General features: G+C 69.4%; 17 protein-coding genes. 9 read left to right on the top strand and 8 right to left on the bottom strand.

What is annotated here, in order from left to right; genetic code table 11:
• Positions 1–102 precede the first annotated feature (102 nt).
• Positions 103–1,929 (bottom strand): DUF885 domain-containing protein, encoded by a 1,827-nt coding sequence (locus tag ABC319_RS13280; RefSeq protein WP_413070686.1) that lies wholly within the window; start codon positions 1,927–1,929, stop codon positions 103–105.
• A gap of 139 nt (positions 1,930–2,068) precedes the next feature.
• Between ABC319_RS13280 and ABC319_RS13285 the strand changes: the two genes are divergently transcribed.
• From ABC319_RS13285 to clpS, 3 genes are all read left to right on the top strand, one after another.
• Positions 2,069–3,790, top strand: coding sequence for a PHA/PHB synthase family protein (locus ABC319_RS13285; protein WP_413071694.1), 1,722 nt, complete (start codon positions 2,069–2,071; stop codon positions 3,788–3,790).
• An 83-nt stretch (positions 3,791–3,873) separates the two neighbouring features.
• Positions 3,874–4,809: a phasin family protein gene (locus ABC319_RS13290; protein ID WP_413070687.1), complete on the top strand. Its 936-nt coding sequence runs from the start codon at positions 3,874–3,876 to the stop codon at positions 4,807–4,809.
• A gap of 247 nt (positions 4,810–5,056) precedes the next feature.
• Entirely contained in the window at positions 5,057–5,395 is a 339-nt protein-coding gene (gene clpS / locus ABC319_RS13295; RefSeq protein WP_413070688.1) for an ATP-dependent Clp protease adapter ClpS, read from the top strand.
• Between the two features lie 9 nt (positions 5,396–5,404).
• Here the strand turns inward: clpS and ABC319_RS13300 are convergent, their stop codons facing one another.
• Positions 5,405–6,142 carry a Crp/Fnr family transcriptional regulator gene (locus ABC319_RS13300; protein ID WP_413070689.1) on the bottom strand — a complete coding sequence of 246 codons (738 nt, stop codon included), beginning with the start codon at positions 6,140–6,142 and terminating at the stop codon, positions 5,405–5,407.
• Positions 6,143–6,306: 164 nt separating this feature from the next.
• Here ABC319_RS13300 and murA point away from each other — a divergent pair, with 164 nt between their 5' ends.
• Entirely contained in the window at positions 6,307–7,590 is a 1,284-nt protein-coding gene (gene murA / locus ABC319_RS13305) for a UDP-N-acetylglucosamine 1-carboxyvinyltransferase (protein ID WP_413070690.1), read from the top strand.
• Positions 7,590–9,257 (top strand): bifunctional metallophosphatase/5'-nucleotidase, encoded by a 1,668-nt coding sequence (locus ABC319_RS13310; protein WP_413070691.1) that lies wholly within the window; start codon positions 7,590–7,592, stop codon positions 9,255–9,257. Before murA ends, ABC319_RS13310 begins: the two co-directional genes overlap by 1 nt.
• A gap of 50 nt (positions 9,258–9,307) precedes the next feature.
• On the opposite strand, the gene ABC319_RS13315 is transcribed toward ABC319_RS13310, so the two are convergent.
• The 6 genes from ABC319_RS13315 to lgt form a co-directional block, all read right to left on the bottom strand.
• On the bottom strand, positions 9,308–9,823 hold the full coding sequence (locus tag ABC319_RS13315) for a phosphoribosyltransferase (RefSeq protein WP_413070692.1): 516 nt from the start codon (positions 9,821–9,823) through the stop codon (positions 9,308–9,310).
• A complete protein-coding gene (locus ABC319_RS13320) occupies positions 9,823–11,145 on the bottom strand; it encodes a cystathionine gamma-synthase family protein (protein WP_413070693.1) in 1,323 nt (440 codons plus the stop codon). Before ABC319_RS13320 ends, ABC319_RS13315 begins: the two co-directional genes overlap by 1 nt.
• Positions 11,146–11,207: 62 nt before the next feature.
• Entirely contained in the window at positions 11,208–11,984 is a 777-nt protein-coding gene (gene pgeF / locus ABC319_RS13325; RefSeq protein ID WP_413070694.1) for a peptidoglycan editing factor PgeF, read from the bottom strand.
• Positions 11,981–12,487: a GNAT family N-acetyltransferase gene (locus ABC319_RS13330; RefSeq protein WP_413070695.1), complete on the bottom strand. Its 507-nt coding sequence runs from the start codon at positions 12,485–12,487 to the stop codon at positions 11,981–11,983. The genes pgeF and ABC319_RS13330 overlap by 4 nt, the downstream gene beginning before the upstream one ends.
• Positions 12,484–13,545: a class I SAM-dependent methyltransferase gene (locus ABC319_RS13335; RefSeq protein ID WP_413071695.1), complete on the bottom strand. Its 1,062-nt coding sequence runs from the start codon at positions 13,543–13,545 to the stop codon at positions 12,484–12,486. Before ABC319_RS13335 ends, ABC319_RS13330 begins: the two co-directional genes overlap by 4 nt.
• Positions 13,542–14,420, bottom strand: coding sequence for a prolipoprotein diacylglyceryl transferase (lgt, locus tag ABC319_RS13340; RefSeq protein WP_413070696.1), 879 nt, complete (start codon positions 14,418–14,420; stop codon positions 13,542–13,544). The genes ABC319_RS13335 and lgt overlap by 4 nt, the downstream gene beginning before the upstream one ends.
• 65 nt (positions 14,421–14,485) lie before the next feature.
• Between lgt and ABC319_RS13345 the strand changes: the two genes are divergently transcribed.
• The 4 genes from ABC319_RS13345 to phbB all read left to right on the top strand — a co-directional run bounded on the left by ABC319_RS13345 (position 14,486) and on the right by phbB (position 20,224).
• On the top strand, positions 14,486–16,174 hold the full coding sequence (locus tag ABC319_RS13345; protein ID WP_413070697.1) for a class I adenylate-forming enzyme family protein: 1,689 nt from the start codon (positions 14,486–14,488) through the stop codon (positions 16,172–16,174).
• A 69-nt stretch (positions 16,175–16,243) separates the two neighbouring features.
• Positions 16,244–18,448, top strand: coding sequence for a molybdopterin cofactor-binding domain-containing protein (locus ABC319_RS13350; RefSeq protein ID WP_413070698.1), 2,205 nt, complete (start codon positions 16,244–16,246; stop codon positions 18,446–18,448).
• On the top strand, positions 18,448–19,470 hold the full coding sequence (gene hemH, locus ABC319_RS13355; protein ID WP_413070699.1) for a ferrochelatase: 1,023 nt from the start codon (positions 18,448–18,450) through the stop codon (positions 19,468–19,470). The genes ABC319_RS13350 and hemH overlap by 1 nt, the downstream gene beginning before the upstream one ends.
• 31 nt (positions 19,471–19,501) lie before the next feature.
• The gene (gene phbB, locus ABC319_RS13360; protein WP_413070700.1) at positions 19,502–20,224 is read left to right on the top strand and encodes an acetoacetyl-CoA reductase; all 723 of its coding nucleotides are present in this window, start codon (positions 19,502–19,504) and stop codon (positions 20,222–20,224) included.
• Positions 20,225–20,274 lie beyond the last annotated feature (50 nt).

Consider the following 20,274-nt stretch of genomic DNA (forward strand, 5'->3'; position numbering starts at 1 on the left):
ATTTCCGCGCAGGCGGGGATGCAGAGACGCTGTCGTGTCGATCGTGCCGGAACGTCAGCGTGTCTGGATCCCCGCCTGCGCGGGGATGACGGACTCGGGAAACTAGCGCTTCGCGGCGATATAGGCGTCGACCTGCTCGCCCAAGACGTCGAGCGGCAGGGCACCCTGGGCCAGTACCGCCTCGTGGAAGTCGCGGATGTCGAACCTGGCGCCCAGTGCCTTTTCCGCCTTCGCACGCAGCTCCGCGATACGGATCTGGCCGATCATGTAGCTGGTCGCCTGACCGGGATTGTTGATGTAGCGGTCGACCTCCTTGCCGATGTCGCGCTGCGACAGGGGAGCGTTGGCGGTGAAGAAGGCGACGGCCTGATCGCGGCTCCAGCGCTTGGCATGGATACCGGTGTCGATCACCAGCCGGCACGCCCGCCACATCTGGAGCGAGAGCATGCCCATTTCCGCATAGGGATCCTTGTACGCCCCCATCTCCTTGGCGAGGCGCTCCGAATAGAGGCCCCAGCCTTCGGTATAGGCACCGTAATAGCCGAAGCGGCGGAACTTCGGCAGGTTCGGCAGTTCCTGCGCGCGGGCGATCTGGAAATGGTGGCCGGGCGCGCCCTCGTGATGGGCGATCCCCTCCACCTGCGGCTTCTGCACCTGCGTCATGTCGGCGAGGTTGACGTAGAAGATGCCGGGCCGCGAGCCGTCGGGCGCGGGCGGATTGTAGAAGGCGACCGAGGCGGTGTCCTGGCGCCAGGGCTCCACCGCGCGCACCTCCAGCGCAGCCTTGGGCAGGCGGTGGAAGTAGTGGGGCGCCGCGGCCATCGCCTGCGCGATCGCGGCGCGCGCATCGACCAGATATTGTTCGCGACCGGCCGCGGTGTTGGGATATTTGAATTTCGGATCGGTACGCAACGCGACGAACAGGTCGTCGAGCGATCCGGCGAAGCCCATCCGCGCCTTCACCGCCTCCATCTCGGCCCGGATCGATTTCACCCGGGCCAGGCCGATGTCGTGGATCTGGCCCGCGGTCAGGTCGGTGGTGGTGTAATAGGCGAGGCGCGCGTCGTAATAGGCGCCGCCGTTCGGCAGGCTCCAGGCGCCGTCGTTGCCCTTCGCCCTGGGCTCGATTTCGTCGAGGGCGGCGAAGAGGGTGTCGAAACCGGCGCGGAACGGACCCTTCAGCGCGGCGGTCGTGTCGGCGACCAGCGTCGCCTTCTGGGCGGCGGGGGCATCCAGCTTGCCGACCTTCGCCTTGAAGTCGGCCAGGAGCGTGCTGTCGGCCCCGCCGTCGAACGGGGCGCCGACCAGCACCTTCTTCGCGTCGGCGCGCGCGGGAGCGAAGACCATTTTGGGCGGCACGATGCCGAGGGTCGCCTGCTTGCGCATCCGTGCCGCGACTTCTGCCATCACGCGCTGCGAATCGCGCAGGCGGGCGATGTAGGCACGGGCATCGGCGACGCTGTCGACGCGGTGTTCGTTGATGAGGAAGACGGGGATGTTGCCCGCCGGGCTGCCGTTGGTCGAGACGGGGAAGCTGTAGTCGCGGAACGCGGCCTGCCTGCGGGCGGTGTCGACCTGCGCTTCGAACAGGCGGTAGCTGATCCGGCCGCCCGGCCCGAGCCGGTCCGGCGAGAAGCTGCGGCGCATCTCCGCCAGCTGTCGTTCCTGCAACGCCAGGCTGCGCGCGTCGGCGGCGTCGGTATAGTCGTCGAGACGGTCGTTGTCGGTCTTAAGTCCCAGGCTGGTCATGCTTTCCGGGCTGAGCGCGAGCGAGGCGTCGAACGCCTTGTCGAGGAAGGCGAGCAGCCGCGCATCCTCGGCCGCGGTGCCGGCGGGCGCGGCGGCGGCGGGAGCCTGCGCGGTGGCGGCGACGACCGGCGGCGCGACGGCGCCGAGCAGCAGCAGGGCGAGAGAGGTGCGCATGGTCAAGTGGCCGGTCCTTCGGTTCCAAGTCGTTGAAACGACGCTATCGGGCCGCGTCGGCAGCGGCAAGCCGCCCGGCCTCGAAAGCCGCTTCCGTGCCGGCGGCGGGCGGGGTACACCGGGCGCCACGACAGAAGAGGATGCCATGGCCGCTTCGCCGCCCGAGACCGACGCCCCCGCCGCCGGAACCATGCCGACGCTGGAGGAGATTCAGCACTGGACCTGGGTGGTCGGCCGTGCGCAGCAGATGATGATGGAGCAGGGGCTGGCATCGCTGCCGACCGTGCCCGGCGTCAACGATCCGGCGACGCTGGAGCGGCTGCACGATTTCTGGAGCGACAGCCTGAACCTGTGGCAGCGCTTCCTGACGCCGGGCGGCGATGAACCCGCCGCCGCCGCCCCCGCCGACAAGCGGTTCAAGGGCGAGGCGTGGCGCGAGCCGGCGTTCGACATGGTCCGGCAGAGCTATCTGACGATCGCCGATCACCTGCTGCGGGGCGTCGACGCGGTCGAGGGCGTCAATCCCAAGCAGAAGGAGCAGATGCGCTTCGCGACGCAGGCGTTCGTCGACGCGATGAGCCCGACCAATTTCGCGTGGACGAACCCCGAGGTGATCGAACGGACGATCGAGACCCGGGGCGAGAACCTGTTGAAGGGTTTGCAGCACATGATGGCCGATATCGGCCGCGGGCAGCTGACCCATACCGACGGCACCGCGTTCGAGGTGGGGCGCAACCTGGCGACGGCGCCGGGACAGGTGGTGAAGCGCACGCCGCTGTTCGAACTGATCCAGTATTCGCCGACCACCGAACAGGTGGCCACGGTGCCGCTGGTGATCTTCCCGCCATGGATCAACCGCTTCTACATCCTGGATCTGACGCCCGAGAAGAGCTTCATCCGCTGGGCGGTGGATCAGGGACTGACCGTCTTCATGGTGTCGTGGCGATCCGCCGACGCGACGATGAAGGACGTGGCGTGGGACGATTACGTTCGCGCGCAGCGGGAGGCGATCGACACGATCCGCGAACTGCTGGACGTGCCGTCGGTCCATGCGATCGGATATTGCGTTGCGGGCACGACGCTGGCGGCGACGCTGTCGCTGCTGGCCGCGCAGGGAGAGGCCGACAAGGTGGCGAGCGCGACCTTCTTCACCGCACAGGTCGATTTCGCCGACGCCGGCGACCTGCGTCATTTCGTCGACGACGAGCAGCTGAAGATGCTGGCGTCGCTGTCGCCGGATGGCTTTCTGGACGGCCGTTACATGGCGGCGACGTTCAACCTGCTGCGCGGGCGCGACCTGATCTGGAACTACGTCACCAACAACTATCTGCTGGGGAAGGATTATGCCCCGTTCGATCTGCTGCACTGGAACGGTGACACGACCAACCTGCCGAGCAAGTGGCACCTGTCGTACCTGACCGACCTGTACCGCGACAATCTGCTGGTGAAGCCGGGCGCGCTGAGCATCGACGGGACGCCGCTGGACCTGACGACGGTGCGCACGCCCAGCTATATCCAGGCGGGGCGCGAGGATCATATCGCGCCGGCGGAGAGCGTGTGGAAGCTGACCCAGCATTTCGCGGGGCCGCTGCGCTTCGTGCTGGCCGGATCGGGGCACATCGCCGGCGTCGTCAATCCGCCGTCGGCCGGCAAGTACCAGTATTGGATCAACGAGAGCGACGCCGCCACGCTGGCCGACTTCGTGGCGGGTGCGACCGAGGTGAAGGGCAGCTGGTGGCCGGACTGGCGGCGCTGGCTGGCGTCGACCGACGACGACACAAGGCCGGCGGACGGCGCGCGGATATCGGGCGCGGGATCGCTGCCCGCCTTAACCGCGGCGCCGGGCGAGTATGTGCGAATACGCTGAGTTATTGCTGCACCGCACAAAAAGCTTGAAACCACCCGATTGTCCATCTATGTTGCGCCGCAGCAGAGGTAGGAGACGGGTGCATGGCAGCATCAGGTAACAAGCGTCCGGGCCGCAAGGTGCCGCCGGCAGGTGTCGCGGAGATCCCCGGTATCGTCGCGCCGCTGGGCGACGCGTCGCCCGAGCCCATCGTTCCCGCCATCGAGCTGCCCACCCCGGTAGCGGCGTCGATCCCGCCTGCGCTGGCGAATACGGTCAAGCCGGCGTCGAAGCCGGTCCGCGTGAAGGCGCCGGCCAGGCCGGTCGCCGCGCCCGCGCCGGTGATGCCGGAGCCGGTCGTCGCCGAGGCGATCGAGCAGGCCGTCGAAGCACCTGCCGCCGCAGTCGCCACGAGCGCTCCCGTCGCCCAGAAGGCGATGGACGATCTGTCGACCGCCGCGACCGAGCAGACGCAGGAGCTGACCGGCCGGGCGGTGGAGCAGGTCGAGGCCGCTGCCGACACGATCACCGCTGCCGTCGAGGAGACGGCGGCCATCACCCACGACCCGGCATCAGCCGCCCAGACCCAACAGGAGAAGACGATCATGGACACGATTCAGACCGCCACCGACAAGAGCCAGGCGATGTTCGCGGACGCCAACGACCGCGCCAAGGGTGCCATGGAGAAGGGCGCGAAGTTCTTCCAGGAGATGACGGAATTCGGCAAGGGCAATGTCGAGGCCGTCGTCGAGTCGTCGAAGATCGCGGCCAAGGGCCTCGAGACGATGGGCCAGGACACCGCGGCTTACCTGAAGACCTCGTTCGAGGACGCGACGCAGGCGATGCGCACGCTCGCCACGATCAAGTCGCCGACCGAGCTGATGAAGTTCCAGGCCGACTACGTCCGCTCGGCGTTCGACGCGCTGGTCGCCCAGACCTCGCGCGGGACCGAGGCTTCGCTGAAGCTGGCTGGTGAGGTCGCGCAGCCGATCTCGAACCGCGTCGCGGTCGCGGCCGAGAAGATCAAGGTCGCGGCGTAAGCGGACCATCGATCGCCGGGGGCGACCCGGCGGTCGGGCAAGGGGGCGGCTGCGCGATTCGCGCGGTCGCCCCTTTCGCGTTGGCGATACGCGCGCCGATTATCGCCGGGCGGGGCGGCCGTTGCGCGGTCGGACCGGTCCGGCGGTGACCCAGGTCGCTTTTCGACGACGTCTGGGCGGATCGGGACTTGCCCGCCGCCGGTCCGATGCCATATTTCCACGACACATGCACAGGCAAGCGATCACCATGACCGAGCGCCGCGACGGCGACGGCAGCGACGACAATGGCGGCACCGGTGCCGGTCTCGCCACCAAGACGCGCACGCGGACCAAGCAGCCCACGCCGTATCGCGTGCTGATGCTGAACGACGATTACACGCCGATGGAGTTCGTCGTCCTCTGCCTGCAGCGGTTCTTCCGGATGGACATGGAAGAGGCGACGCGGGTGATGCTGCACGTCCATCAGCGTGGCGTGGGCGTGTGCGGCGTTTTCTCCTACGAGGTCGCGGAGACGAAGGTCGGGCAGGTCATGGACTTCGCGCGCCAGAACCAGCACCCGCTCCAGTGCACGCTGGAAAAGGCGTAAACCGGCCGCTCAGCCGGCGGACGTCGGCAGCCAGTTCAGGTCGAGCCGCGAATAGCGGTCGATGAAGTTGGCGGTTCGTGCCAGCCGCGCCTCGTTCAGCACGGTGAAGCGGCCGGTATCGCGGGCGATCATCCCCTCATCCTCCAGCTGACGCAGCATCCGGTTGACGTGGACCGCGGTCAGCCCGGTGGCGTCGCCCATCTCTTCCTGCGTAATGCCGGGCACGAAGCTGTCGCCGATGCCGGGATCGTTCGTGCGCAAGCGGTTGCGCAGTTCCAGCAACAGGGCCGATACGCGTGCCTTTGCCGAGGTGCGGCCGATCGCGGCCAGGCGATCGGTCATCGCCACGCGTTCCATCTGCTCGGCCGCCATGATCGCCAGCGCCAGTCGGGGATGGGCCGTGAACAGATCCGCCATCGCCGCGCGATCAAACGGGCACACGACGCTCTCGGTCAGCGCCATGATTGTCTCGGGCGAATGGGCATAGGCGAGCGCCGCGGTCGCGAGCAGGTCGCCGGGAAAGAGGAAGCGGAGGATCTGCCGGCTGCCGTCGTCGAGCAACACGTAGCTCATCATCATCCCGTGCTTCAGGATGAACATTTCGCCCAAGCGGTCATTCTCGCTGAGCAGCACGCCGTTACGGCGCACCCGCCGCTCGCGCTCCTCCAGCCGGAGAAGCGCTGCGCGTTCGTCGGGTCCAAGCGGGGTCAGGGCACCGAAACGGTCGGCAAAGCAGCTATCCGGCACGTTGTTGAATTTCCCCCAAAGTCTTGCAACTATGCGCGGGTTAAGGCGGGCCGCATTAAAATCGATCAACAAGCCCCGTCGCGACGCGCGTCTTTCTGGAGCTGACCGGATCGCGGGTCCTCTGCGGCTTGCGCCGCCCGCGGGAGGCGATAGGGACAGTCGGCATGGATCGTATCATCATCCGCGGCGGTAATCGCCTGTCCGGTCGCCTGCCGATTTCGGGGGCCAAGAACGCGGCGCTGACCCTGATGCCGTGCGCGCTCCTGACCGACGAACCGCTGACGCTGCGCAACCTGCCGCGGCTGGCCGATGTCGACGGGTTCGGCCATCTGCTGAACCAGCTGGGCGCGTCGACCGCGATCGAGGGGACGCGACCGGAGGATTTCGGGCGGGTGATGACGATCCGGGCCGGCAAGCTGACCAGCACCGAGGCGCCGTACGACATCGTGCGGAAGATGCGCGCTTCGATCCTGGTGCTGGGCCCGGTGCTGGCGCGCGCGGGCGAGGCGCGGGTGTCGCTGCCCGGCGGCTGCGCGATCGGCAACCGCCCGATCGACCTGCACCTGAAGGCACTGGAGGCGATCGGGGCAGAGCTGGAGATGGCGGCCGGATACGTCCGCGCCTCCGCACCCGGCGGACGGCTTGCTGGCGGGCGGTACCGCTTCCCCGTTGTGTCGGTCGGGGCGACCGAGAACGTCGTGATGGCGGCGGCGCTGGCCAAGGGCGGCAGCCGCATCGAGAATGCCGCGCGCGAGCCCGAGATCGTCGACCTGTGCCGCTGTCTGGTGGCGATGGGTGCCAAGATCGACGGGATCGGCACCGAGACGCTGGAGATCGAGGGCGTCGATCGGCTGCACGGCGCGACTTATGCCGTGATGCCCGACCGGATCGAGGCGGGCAGCTATGCCTGTGCGGCGGCGATCACCGGCGGCGACCTGACGCTGACCGGCGTTGCGGCGGACGACATGGGTGCGACGCTGGCCGCCCTGGTCGAGGCGGGCGTGACGGTCGAGCCGGGGCGCGACAGCGTCCGCATCGCCGCAGACGGCCCGCTGAAGCCGCTGACGCTGACCACCGCGCCGTTCCCCGGCTTCGCCACCGACATGCAGGCGCAGTTCATGGCGATGCTGTGCCGGGCCGAGGGCACCAGCGTGCTGACCGAGACGATCTTCGAGAACCGGTACATGCACGTCCCCGAACTGGCGCGAATGGGGGCCGACATCACCGTGTCGGGCCGGACCGCGGTGGTGAAGGGGGTCGACCGAATGGCCGGCGCGCCGGTGATGGCGACCGACCTGCGCGCGTCGATGAGCCTGATCCTGGCCGGGCTGGCGGCCGAGGGCGAGACGCAGGTCAGCCGCGTCTATCACCTCGATCGCGGATACGAGCGGCTGGAGGAGAAGCTGTCGGCAGTCGGGGCGGATATCGAGCGGGTCGGCGACGGCTGATGCGGACGGCCGCGACGCTGGTCGCTGCGGCGTTGCTGGCCGGGTGCGCGGCGCGGACGCCGCCACCCGGTGCTGCCGCGCAGGGGCCGATCGAGGTCCATGTCCTCGCCTTCAACGACTTTCACGGCAATCTGCAGCCGCCCGGTATCGCGATCGACGAGGTGCCCGCGGGCGGCGCGGCGTGGCTGGCGGCGACGATCGGTGGATTGCGCCGCGAGGCGCGGCACTCGATCACCGTGTCGGCAGGCGACATGACCGGAGCGAGCCCGCTGATATCGTCGATCTTCCTCGACGAGCCGAGCGTCGCGGCGATGAACCTGATCGGCGTCGACCTGAACGCCGCGGGCAATCACGAGTTCGATCGCGGTGCGCAGGAACTGCTGCGCCTGCAACACGGCGGTTGCGCCAGCGTGGCGGTGGGCACCAGCACCGCCAGGCCCTGCACGCTGGAGCCGTTCGCCGGGGCGGGCTTCACCTATCTGGCCGGCAACACCATCACCGCTGCGGGCAAGAGCCTGCTCCCCGCCACCGCGCTGCGCAGCTTTCGGGAGGGTGGTCGCACGGTGAAGATCGGCTTCATCGGGCTGACCACGCGCACCACCCAGACGCTGGTCAGCCCGGCGGGCATCCCCGGCATCCGCTTCGCCGACGAGGCGGAGACGGCCAACGCCGAGGCGGCGAAGCTGAAGGCGGCAGGAGCGGATGCCATCGTCGTACTGATCCACGAGGGCGGCGCGCAGGAGGCGGGGCCGAACGACTGCCGCGGGCTGTCGGGGGCGATCCGTCCGATCCTGGACCGGCTGGATACGCGGGTCGACCTGATCGTGTCGGGGCACACGCACCGCTCGTACATCTGCGATTATGCCGCCTATGCGCCCGGTCGCCCGTTCCTGCTGACCAGTGCCGGCAAGTACGGCACGCTGGTGACCGACGCGGTGCTGGCGATCGATCCGGCGTCCCACCGGGTAGTGGCGAAGCGCGCCCGCAACGTCACGGTCCGCAACCAGGGCGTGTCGGGCGAACCCCGGGTCGCGGCGCTCGTCGAGCGCTATGCCGCCGCCGCCGCGCCACTGGCCGCGCGGCCGAGCGGGCGACTGACGGAGGCGCTGCCCCGGCCCAGGGAGGGAGCAGGGATGGCGGAGACGCAGCTGGGCAACCTGATCGCCGATGCCGAGCTGGCGGCAGGCAGGGCGAGCGGCGCGCAGATCGCGTTCATGAATCCGTTCGGCATCCGCGCCGGCCTGACACCGGCGGCGGACCGGTCGGTGACATATGGCGACCTGTATGCGGTGCAGCCGTTCGGCAACACGCTGACCGTGCGCGCCTACACCGGTGCAGAGCTGCGCGCGGTGCTGGAGCAGCAGTTGGATCGCCGGATCGTGCTGAGCGTGGCCGGCATGACCTATGGCTATGATGTCGCCAAACCGGTCGGGTCGCGGATCATGGACGTGAGGGTGGGTGCCGCACCGCTGGATGCACGGGCGACGTACCGGGTGGTGCTGAGCGATTTCCTGGCGTTCGGCGGGGACGGGTTCACCACGCTGACGACCGGCCGCTACGTCGCGGGTGGACCGGTGGATGTCGAGGCCATGGCGGCGTATCTGTCCGCCGCCGGGCCGGTGGTGCCACCGGCGGTGGGACGGATCGAGGACCGGACTGCTCGATAATCGTCATCCCGCCCGTGCGCGGGTGACGATGTGAGGCGGGTGGGCGGGGCCTATCCGATCCGCTCCGGCACCTCTGCCGCATCCCGCTCGATCGCGACGGCGGGTGCCACCGCCTCCCAGGGGAAGACGAACCAGTCCTTCACCTCGCGCCGGTCGATGGTGCGATGGCGGTATTCGACCCGTTCCGCCGACGACACATTGTCGATCAGCGTCGCGAACCGGACCGCGCCCGCCACCGCGTCCGCCGCTGCCAGCGCGGCGCGCAGGTGGGTGATGGTGCGGCCCGAATCGTTGATGTCGTCGAGGAACAGCAGCCGCTCGCCGTCGCGGGTGCGGCGGGCGAGCTTGACCAGCGGTTCCTCGGCGAAATCCTCGACCTGGCTGGAATAATCGACCGACAGCATCGGCAGCCCGGCGGCATGGCTGAGGTACACGGCGGGAACCAGCCCGCCGCGGCCGATGCCGATGATGAAGTCCGGCCGCCACTCGTCCGCGGCGAGCTGCGCGGCCAGGTCGAGGATCGCGGCGACGAACGCATCCTGCGCGATGCCGGTGAAGACGGGCATCAGATCGCCGCGAGCGCCTGGTCGAAGTCGGCGATCAGGTCGTCGGCATCCTCCACCCCGATCGAGATGCGGACGAGGTTGTCGGTGATGCCCAAGGCCTTCTTGCGCGCGTCGGGTACCGACAGGTGGGTCATCGCGGCGGGATGGCTGGCGAGCGTTTCCGTGCCGCCCAGCGACACCGCCAGCTTGGCGATGCGCAGCGTATCGAGGAAGCGGAACGCCTCCGCCTCGCCGCCCTTCACCAGCAGCGAGAAGGTCGACCCGGCACCGGTGCAGTGGCGGGCGTAGATGTCCTGCTGGCGGGCATCCTCGATAAAGCCCAGATATCCCATCCGTTCGACCTTGGGATGCTGGCGGAGGAAGGCGCAGACCTTGGCCGCGTTCTCGCCGGCGCGGCTCATCCGCAATTCCAGCGTCTCCAGCGAGCGGAGCAGCATCCAGGCGGTGTTGGGATCGCAGATCGTGCCGATCGTGTTGCGCATCGAGCGGATGATGTCGATCTGCGGCTTCTTGCCCAGCACGCCGCCCGCGACGAGATCGGAATGGCCACCGGCATATTTGGTCAGCGAGTAGACGACGATGTCGGCGCCGTGGCGCAGCGGCTGCTGCCAGAGCGGCCCCAGGAAGGTGTTGTCGATCGCGATCGGCGGCTTTTCGGGCCGGTCGGCGAAGATCGCGTCGCGGCTGGCGGCGACCGCCTCGATATCGACCAGCGCGTTGGTCGGGTTGGCGGGCGATTCGAGATAGATCAGCGCGACGTTGCCGGTCGCCGCCTCTTCCAGCACCCGGTCGATCTCTTCACGGGTGGCGCCGGCCGGAAAATCGAGCCACTTGACCCCGAACTTGCCGAGGATGCGGCCGATCAGCGTCTCGGTCGCGGCATAGAGCGGGCCGGAATGAACGATCGTGTCGCCGGGCTTCACCATCGAGAGGAACAGGGTGGCGATCGCCGACATGCCGCTGGAGAAGGCGAGCGCGTCCTCCGCCTCTTCCCAGATGCCCAGCCGGTCCTCGAGGATTTCCTGGTTCGGGCCGTTGAAGCGCGAGTAGACGAGCCCCTCGGCGCCACCCGGCCGCTTGCCGGTGACCCCCTCGAAATGACGCTTGCCGGCGGCGGCGTTGGGGAAGACGAAGGTCGAGGTCAGGAAGATCGGCGGCTTCAGCGATCCCTCGGACAGGGCCGGGTCGAAGCCATGGCCCATCATCATCGTCGACGGCTTCAGCTTGCGGCCGGCGATCGTGTGCGGCTCGGCCTTGCGGGCCGTGCTGCCGGCCTGGGGTGCCGGTACGCCGCTCAGGTCGGCTTCGGTTTCGTCGGGCATGCGTTATCTCCTTGGATGCGGAGTGTAACGCATCAGCGTGCCGGAGGAAGCGGGCGCATGGGTCAACCCGCCGGCCGGGCGAGGCCGATCAGCGATATCTGCCGCCCGTAATCAGCCTCCGCGCGGTGAGTGGCACGGCGATAGCTGTAGAAGCGCGCTTCGTCGGCATAGGTGTCGAGGCCCATCGTCTCGATCCTCTCCACGCCGGCAGCGGCAAGGCGATGCGCGACATACGCCTCCAGATCGAAGCGGTGATGGCCGTCGCGGGCGGGGGCGAAGAAGCGCTCGTTGGCGGGATCGGCGTCGGCGAACCGGGCGAGGAACGCGTCGTCGACCTCGTAGCTGCGCCGGGCGATGCACGGGCCGATGGCGGCGGCGATCCGCCCCCGCCGGGCGCCGATCGCCTCCATGGCGGCGATCGTCGCGTCGGTGATGCCGGCGAGCGCGCCCTTCCACCCGGCATGCGCCGCCCCGACCACGCCGGCGTCGATGTCCGCGAACAACACCGGCGCGCAATCGGCGGTGAGGATGCCGAGCAGGATGTCGGGGCGGTCGGTGACCATCGCATCGGCACGGGGCCGGTCGCCATCGTCGGGGGCGGTCAGCAGCCGTGCGACACCGGTCGAGTGGACCTGGTACACGGTCGCCAGCGCCGCGCCCGGCAGCACCGCCGCGACGGCGCGGCGACGGTTCTCCGCCAGATCGGGCCCGATCGTGTCCTGCCCACGTCGGCCCAGGTCGAGGCCCGCGGTGACGCCGGTCGACACGCCGCCGCGCCGCCCGAGAAAGCCGTGCGGAACCCCGTCCAGATTTCGTGCGCGGACCACGTCGACGGTCACAGCGTCAACCTCATCAGCACGTCCTCGTCCCGGTGGTTGCCGACCATGAAGTCGTAGGAGCCGACCGGCTCGAACCCCTGCCGCCGATAGAAGCGCAGGGCACGGTGGTTCTCGACATAGACAGACAGGAACAACTCGTCCGCCCCGCGTCCGCGCGCGGTGTCGATCGCCCAGTCCATCAGCAACTGTCCCGCGCCGCTGCCATGATGCCCCGACAGGACATACAGCTGGCGCAACTCGGCCGAGCGGCCGCGACGCTCCACCGGCAGGGCGGGGGGACCCAGCTTGGCGAAGGCGACAGGCTCGCCCTCCACCTCGCCCAGCCGTACCGCGAAGGCGGGATTGGCGAGCTGGCTGATCCAGCCATAGGGGCCTTGCCCCTTCAGGAACATCGCCAGATCGCGCGAGTGATAGAGGTGCCCGAAGGTGTCGGTGAAGCAGCGCGCGAACAGTGCCGCCAGCTTGGGACCGTCGCCGGGCACGGCGTCGCGCCAGACGATCATGCGAAGGCGGCCGGATCGGGCCAGCCGGGCGCGGTGATGGCCAGTGCCTTGAACAGGTCGCCCATGCCGCCGATCAGCCGTTGACGGTCGGTCGCGATCTGGCCACCGCGCTCGGGCGCGGCGCGGGCGAGGGTGGCGGCGCGGGCGTCGATGCCCAGCTTCACCAGCCATTCGGCCTGATCGACCGGCCCCCAGGCGACGCATCCCGATGCCTGCGCTGCCGCCGCCAGCGTGGTGAAATCGACATGCGCGGTCAGGTCGTGCTCACCCGGGGCCTCGAACGGGTTGGCGAAGCCGTGCGCGCGCACCGCCTGCAGCGTCTCTCCGAGCAAGGGCCCCTCATGCCCGTAATCGATCGCCAGCAGCGCGCCTCCCTGTGCCGCGAGCCGCACGGCGAGCGACCGCATCACCGCGACCGCGGCCGGCGAAACCTCGAAGATCGCGCCGGCCGGCGCATCGCGCAGCGGGGCGGGGATGACCTGTTCGGGCACGGCACGACGGGGGATCGGCAGGAACAGCGTGTCTTGGCACGCGACCAGCCGCTCGTGCCAACCGTCCGGGCGGCGGATCAGCTGGCGGATCGGCAATGCGTCGAAGAACTCGTTGGCGACGACGATCAACGGCGCGTCGTCGGGCAGCGTGTCGACGGAATCGTGGAAGATCGCGTCGGCCACCCGGGCGGCCTGCGCAGCACGGAGCATCGGGCTGGTCTCGACGAAGTGGACCGTCGGCGCGAGCCCGGCCTTCGCCATCGCGCGCATCGCATCGACGGCGAGGGTGCCGCGGCCGGGCCCCAGCTCGACCCAGTGGATCGCCGGACGGCCGGCCCGTTCCCACAGGTCCGCGCACCACAGGCCCACCAGTTCGCCGAACATCTGGCTGATCTCGGGCGCGGTCACGAAGTCGCCGGCGGCACCCAGTGGATCGCGGGTGGCGTAGTAATGCGCGTTGGCGGCCGCCATGTACTGGGACAGCGGGATCGGTCCGGCGAGCGCAATGGCGCGCGCCAGCCGTTCGGGCAGCGCCTCGTCCTCCGCGGTGATCTGCGGGTCGGTCAGGCGACGCTCTCCGTGCCGGCGATCGGTTCCACCCGCACCCGGCGCCGCGGCGCGGTGGCGATCAGGTACAGGCCGCCGGCGATCATCGGCACGCACAGCCACTGGCCCATGTGGAGGCCCGTCGCCTCGGCAAAGGCGCGCAGCTGGCTGTCGGGTTCGCGGAAGAATTCGACCGTGAAGCGCGCCAGGCCGTAACCGACCAGGAACAGGCCGACGAGCTTGCCCGGTTCGTAGCGTGCCCTGGTGCGCCAGAAGGCGAACCACAGGAGCGCGAAGAGGAGAATGCCCTCCAGCCCCGCCTCGTACAGCTGGCTGGGGTGGCGGGCAGGGTCGGTCAGCGGAAAGGGGACGGTGCGGGGGAAGACGATCGCCCAGGGCACGGTCGCCGGCTTTCCCCACAGCTCGCCGTTCACGAAATTGGCCAGCCGGCCGAAGAACAGGCCGAACGGCACGACGCAGGCGACGTAATCGTGGATGCGCAGCCAGTTGAGCCCGTTCTTGCGCGCGAACAGGATGATGCCCAGCGATGTGCCGATGACCCCGCCGTGGAACGACATGCCGCCATCCCACAGCCGCAGGATCATCAGGGGATGCAGGAACATCTCGGGCGCGTAGAACACCACGTATCCGATCCGGCCGCCCAGGATGATGCCCAGCGTGGCATAGAAGACCAGATCGTCGGCATGGCGCCGCGCCATCGGCGCGCCGGGCTGGTCGAGCAGGCGCAGCAGGTACCACCAGCCGACGACGATGCCGGCGATGTACGCCAGGCTGTACCAGCGCAGCGTGAAGAAGCCGATCGAGAAGACGTCGGGGTGCAGCCCCAGATCGGTGAAGCGAATATGGTCGCCCGCGAGGGCCAGTAGGTGGATCAAGGCTTTCCCCTCGTCATCGGTGCCTGCATAGTGGCCCGTAACGACAAGACCAAGCGGAGAGAAGGATGCGGACCGAGCTCGATCGCCGGATGGACGAGACGATCGCCGGGCTGACCGCCACAGGCGGTATGCTGGCCACCGACACCATCGAACGATGGGGCACGACATTGCCGGTGATCGCCGCGGCGCCGCCGTCGTTGCCGCATTATTTCGCACATTACTGCAATCAGCATCGGGACGTGGAATTCCTCGTCTCCGGCGACGAGCGGCTGACTTTCGGGCAGGTGTACGAGGTGGCGGGTCGGGTCGCACGGGCGCTGGTCGGGCGCGGGATCGCACGCGGCGACCGGGTGGGCATCGCGGCACGCAACTCGCCGTCGTGGATCGTGACCTATATGGGCGTGCTGATGGCCGGCGGGGTCGCGACGCTGCTGAACGGCTGGTGGCAGGCCGAGGAGTGCGCCGCCGCGATCGCCGACGTCGATTGCGCGCTGATCGTCGCCGATGCCCCGCGCGCGGCACGGCTGGCGCAGATCCCCGGCCGCAAGCCGCCGGTGGTGACGCTGGACGACACGTTGCCGCTCGATCGCGCGATCGCTCCGCTGGTCGAGGGTGCCGCGGGCGAGCTGCCGGAAGTAGGGCCGGACAATCTGGCGACGATCCTGTTCACCTCCGGATCGACCGGGCAGTCGAAGGGCGCGCTGTCCGATCACCGCGCGGTGATCGCGGGCACGTTCAGCTTCCTGTCGCAGGCGCTGACGATGCTGAGCATCGCGACGCAGGACGGCAAGGCGCCCACCACCCAGCATGTCACGCTGCTGACCATCCCGCTGTTCCACGTCACCGCCGAGGTGCCGGTGTTCCTGCAGAGCTTCGCGATCGGGCGGCGGCTGGTGATCATCCCGAAATGGGACCCGGTGGAGGCGATGCGGCTGATCGAGAAGGAGCGCGTCACCTATTTCATCGGCGTGCCGTTGATGAGCTTCGAGATACTGAACCATCCCGACCGGGCGAACTACGACCTGTCGAGCGTCACCGATTTCGGCGCGGGCGGGGCGCCGCGACCGGTGGAGCATGTCCGTCGCATCGATGCCGAGATGGGCGGCCCAGCTCCGCTGATCGGATACGGGCTTACCGAGACGAACGCGGTCGGCACCGGCAACTGGCGGACCAACTATCTGGCGAAGCCCGATTCCTGCGGCCGCCCCTCGAAGCCGCTGGTCGACGTCGCCATCGTTGACGATGATGGGCGCCACCTGCCGCAGGGCGAGCGGGGGGAGATCGGCATCCGGTCGATCGCCAATTTCCGCGGCTACTGGAACCGCCCGGCCGCGACTGCCCAGGCGTTCACCGCCGACGGATTCTTCCGGTCGGGCGACATCGGCTATCTGGACGCCGATGGCTATCTCTTCATCGTCGACCGCAAGAAGGACATCATCATCCGCGGCGGCGAGAATATCAGCTGCCAGGAAGTGGAGGCGGCGCTCTACACCCATCCGGCGGTGAAGGAGGCGGCGGTGTTCGGGCTGCCCGACGAGCGGCTGGGCGAGGTGCCGGTCGCGGTGGTGCATCTGGACGGCGACATGGCGGTGAGCGACGACGGGCTGCGCGCCTATCTGGCCGACCACATCGCCGCGTTCAAGGTACCGACCCGCGTGTGGATCGCCGAGGCGCCGCTGCCGCGGCTGGGAACGGAGAAGATCGACAAGGTCGGGCTGAAGGCGGCGTACCGGGCGCTGGCGGTCACGGCTTGAGCATGTAGGGGCGGACGGTCGCCAAACCGGCTGTTCCGCTGATCGATCTTCCCGCGTACAGCCACGATCATGACGGCAATCACCAGGCGCAGGGTGCTGATCGGCGGCGGTATCGGCGTGGGGCTGGTCGCGGCATGGGGGCTGTGGCCGCGCACCTATGCGCCGACCCTGGTCGCCAATCCGGGCGAGCACGTCTTCGGGGCGTGGCTGAAGGTGGGGGAGGACGGGCGCGTCACGGTCGCGGTGCCGCAGGTCGAATACGGGCAGGGCAGCTGGACCGGGCTGGCGCAGGTCGCCGCCGACGAACTGGGCGCGGACTGGCGCACGGTGGGGGTGGAGCCCGCGCCACTGAACCCGCTCTATGCCAACCCGCTGGGCATCGACGACCTGCTGGAGGGGATGCCGGCGCGGCGACCGGCGGGCGATGCGCGCAGCGCGGCACCGGCGCCGATGCTGACGGCGGCGTCGAGTTCGATCCGGATGTTCGAGGAGCCGCTGCGTGCGGCCGCAGCCGCGGCGCGGGCGGTGCTGTGCATGGCGGCGGCGGCGCGCTGGGACGCGGACTGGACGCAGTGCTCCGCCGAGAAGGGCTTCGTCGTGCTCGGCAAGCGTAAATTGCGTTTTGCCGAGCTGGCGGCGGCGGCGGCGGCACTGTCGCCGCCCGATCCGCTGCCGGTCGGGGTGGCGGGTGCGGGCGCGCTGGCCGGGCAGCCGCTGCCCCGGCTCGATGCGCCGGCCAAGGTCGACGGATCGACCAACTACGCCGCCGACATCCGCCTGCCCGGCATGCTGCACGTCGCGATCCGGCAGGCGCCGCCGGGCGACAGCCGGCTGGTGGCGGCGGGCCGGGCCGCCGCGCAGGCGGTGCGCGGGCTGGTCAAGCTGATCGAGCGGCCGGGCTGGATCGCGGCGGCGGCGAACAGCGGCTGGGCGGCGATGCGCGCGCTGGACGCCGCACATCCGCGCTTCTCGACCAGCAGCGTGATGCCCGACGACGCTTCGATCGAGGCCGCGCTGGCGGCTGCGCTGGATGGCGAGGGGCAGCGGGTGGCGGCGGCGGGCGACCTGGCCGCCACGTTCCGCGGTGCGACGCTGTTCACCGCAACCTACCGGGCGGATGCCGGGGTGCATGCCGCGATCGAGACGCCGGCAGCTGCGGCGGTGATGCACGACGACCGGCTGGAGATGTGGGTACAGACGGTGGCGCCGGAACGGGTGCGGGCCGCCGCGGCGGCGGCCGCAGGGCTGGGGACGGACGCGGTGATCGTCCACCCCATGCAACTGGGCGGGACCGACGGGCAGGCGTTCGACACCACGGTTGCGGAACAGGCGGCGGTGCTGGCGATCGAGCTGAAGCGCCCGGTCAGCGTCACCTGGTCGCGCGGGGAGGCGCTGCTCCACGACCGATATCGCCCACCCGCAATGGCTCGCATGGCGGCAAGGCTGGGGCAGAACGGCACCATCCTGGGCTGGCAGGCCAAGATCGCCGCGCCGGCGATCGGGCGGTCGCTGGCGGCGATGCTGCGGCACGAGGCCGCAGCGAAGGCCGCACTCCGGCTCGATCCGACCGACCGGTATGTCGTCGGCGGCGCGGTGCCGCCCTACCGGGTGCCCGCCCATGCGATCGACCATCACGCCGCCGACATCGGCATGCCGACCGGGCACGTGCGTGGCGGAGCGCATGGCTATACCTGCTTCTTCACCGAATGTTTCCTCGACGAGCTGGCGCATGCCGCGCAGTCGGAGCCGGTGTCGTACCGGATCGGCATGCTGGGCGGCGAGCCGCGGCTGGCCCGTTGCCTGTCGACGGCGGCGTCGCTGGGCGGGTGGGACGGCGGCGTGCCGGGTAGCGGGCAGGGGATCGCCGCGCACGCCTTTCGCGGCAGCTACGTCGCCGTGATGGCGGAGGCTCATCGTGGCGATGGCGGTCGCATCGTCGTCGACCGGCTGGTCGCGGCGGTTGATTGCGGGCGCGTCGTCAATCCCGATCTTGTCCGTCAGCAAATCGAGGGCGGGCTGGTATTCGGACTGGCGCAGGCGCTGGGCGCGTCGACCGGGTTCGACCGCGGGCTGGCGACAACGCGCGGGTTCGACACATTGTGGCTGCCGCGGCTGGCCGACACGCCCGACATCACGGTCGAACTGATCCGGTCGGACGAGGCGCCCGGCGGGGTGGCCGAAGTGGCGGTGCCGCCGGTCGCGCCGGCCATCGCCAACGCGTTGCAGGCATCGACCGGCTATCGCATCCGGCGCCTGCCGCTAAGGGTGGGCTGATGGACCTTCCCCCCGACCATCCCCTTGTCCCCGCGCCGCGCGTCGGCGTGCTGCTGATGAACCTCGGCACTCCCGACGGGCCGGACGCGAAAAGCGTCAGGCGCTATCTGGGCGAGTTCCTGTCCGACCGCCGCGTCGTCGAGATTCCGGCGATCGCCTGGCAGCCGATCCTGCGCGGCATCATCCTCAACACCCGCCCCAAGAAATCCGCCCACGCCTACCAGCAGGTGTGGCGCGACGACGGCTCGCCCCTCGCGGCGATCACCCGCGCGCAGGCGGACCGACTGAAGACCGTGTTCGGCCCAGGCGTGCTGGTCGACTGGGCGATGCGGTACGGCCGTCCCGCCATCGCCGAGCGGTTGCAGGCGATGAAGGACGCCGGGTGCGAGCGCATCCTGCTGGCGCCGCTCTATCCGCAATATTGCGCGGCGACGACCGCGACGGCCAACGACAAGGCGTTCGCGCATCTGGCGACGATGCGCTGGCAGCCGGCGATCCGCACCCTGCCGCCCTATCACGACGATCCGCTGTACATTCGCGCGCTGAAGGCATCGGTCGAGACCGCGCTGGCCCAACTCGACTTCGAGCCCGAGGCGCTGATCGCCAGTTTCCATGGCATGCCGAAGCGGACGCTGCAGCTGGGCGACCCGTATCACTGCCATTGCCAGAAGACGGCGCGGCTGCTGGACGAGGCATTGGCACCCACGCTGGCGGGACGGCCGCTGACGATCGCGTTCCAGTCCCGCTTCGGCCCGGCGAAATGGCTGGGCCCGGCAACGGACGAGACGCTGGTGGCGATGGCGAAGGCGGGAACGAAGCGGGTCGCGATCCTGGCGCCCGGGTTCTCCGCCGATTGCCTTGAGACGCTGGAGGAACTGGCGATCCGCGGGCGCGAGAGCTTCATGGAGGCGGGCGGCACCCATTTCGCCTATTTGCCGTGCCTGAACGACGAGGATGGCGGGATCGCGATGCTCCGCGATATTCTGGCCCGCGAGCTTGAAGGCTGGGTGCGCGTGCCGTAGCGTCGGGCAAAACCGGCAGAGGAGAGACTGAATGGCACGGGTGGCGATCGTCACGGGCGGCACGCGCGGAATCGGCGAGGCGATCAGTCTCGCATTGAAGGATGCAGGCTTCACCGTCGCGGCGAACTACGCCGGCAACGACAGCCGCGCGCAGGAATTCACCGAGCGGACGGGGATCAGGGCGTTCAAGTGGGACGTGTCCGACTATGACGCCTGTCAGGCCGGTTGCGCGGAAGTGGCCGAGGCGCTGGGGCCAATCGACGTGGTCGTCAACAATGCCGGCATCACCCGCGACGGCACCATCCTGAAGATGACCTACCAGGCGTGGAAAGAGGTGATCGACACCAATCTGGGCGGCTGTTTCAACATGGCGAAGGCGGTGTTCCCCGGCATGCGCGAGCGCAAATGGGGGCGGATCGTCAACATCGGATCGATCAACGGGCAGGCGGGCCAGTATGGGCAGGTCAACTACGCCGCCGCCAAGTCGGGCATCCATGGCTTCACCAAGGCGCTGGCGCAGGAGGGCGCGCGTGCCGGGGTGACGGTGAACGCGATCGCCCCGGGGTATATCGACACCGACATGGTCGCCGCGGTGCCCGCCGACGTGCTGGAGAAGATCGTCGCCAAGATCCCGGTCGGCCGACTGGGCCAGGCGCACGAGATCGCGCGCGGCGTGGCGTTCCTGTGTTCCGAGGATGGCGGCTTCGTGACCGGATCGACGCTGAGCATCAACGGCGGCCAGCACATGTATTGATCGGCCGAACGTGCTTCGCAGCGCGGCGCTGCGGAGCACGTTCGGATCGT

Origin of the sequence: Sphingomonas phoenicis (genome assembly GCF_047238005.1) — a bacterium.
Taxonomy (GTDB): Bacteria; Pseudomonadota; Alphaproteobacteria; order Sphingomonadales; family Sphingomonadaceae; genus Sphingomonas.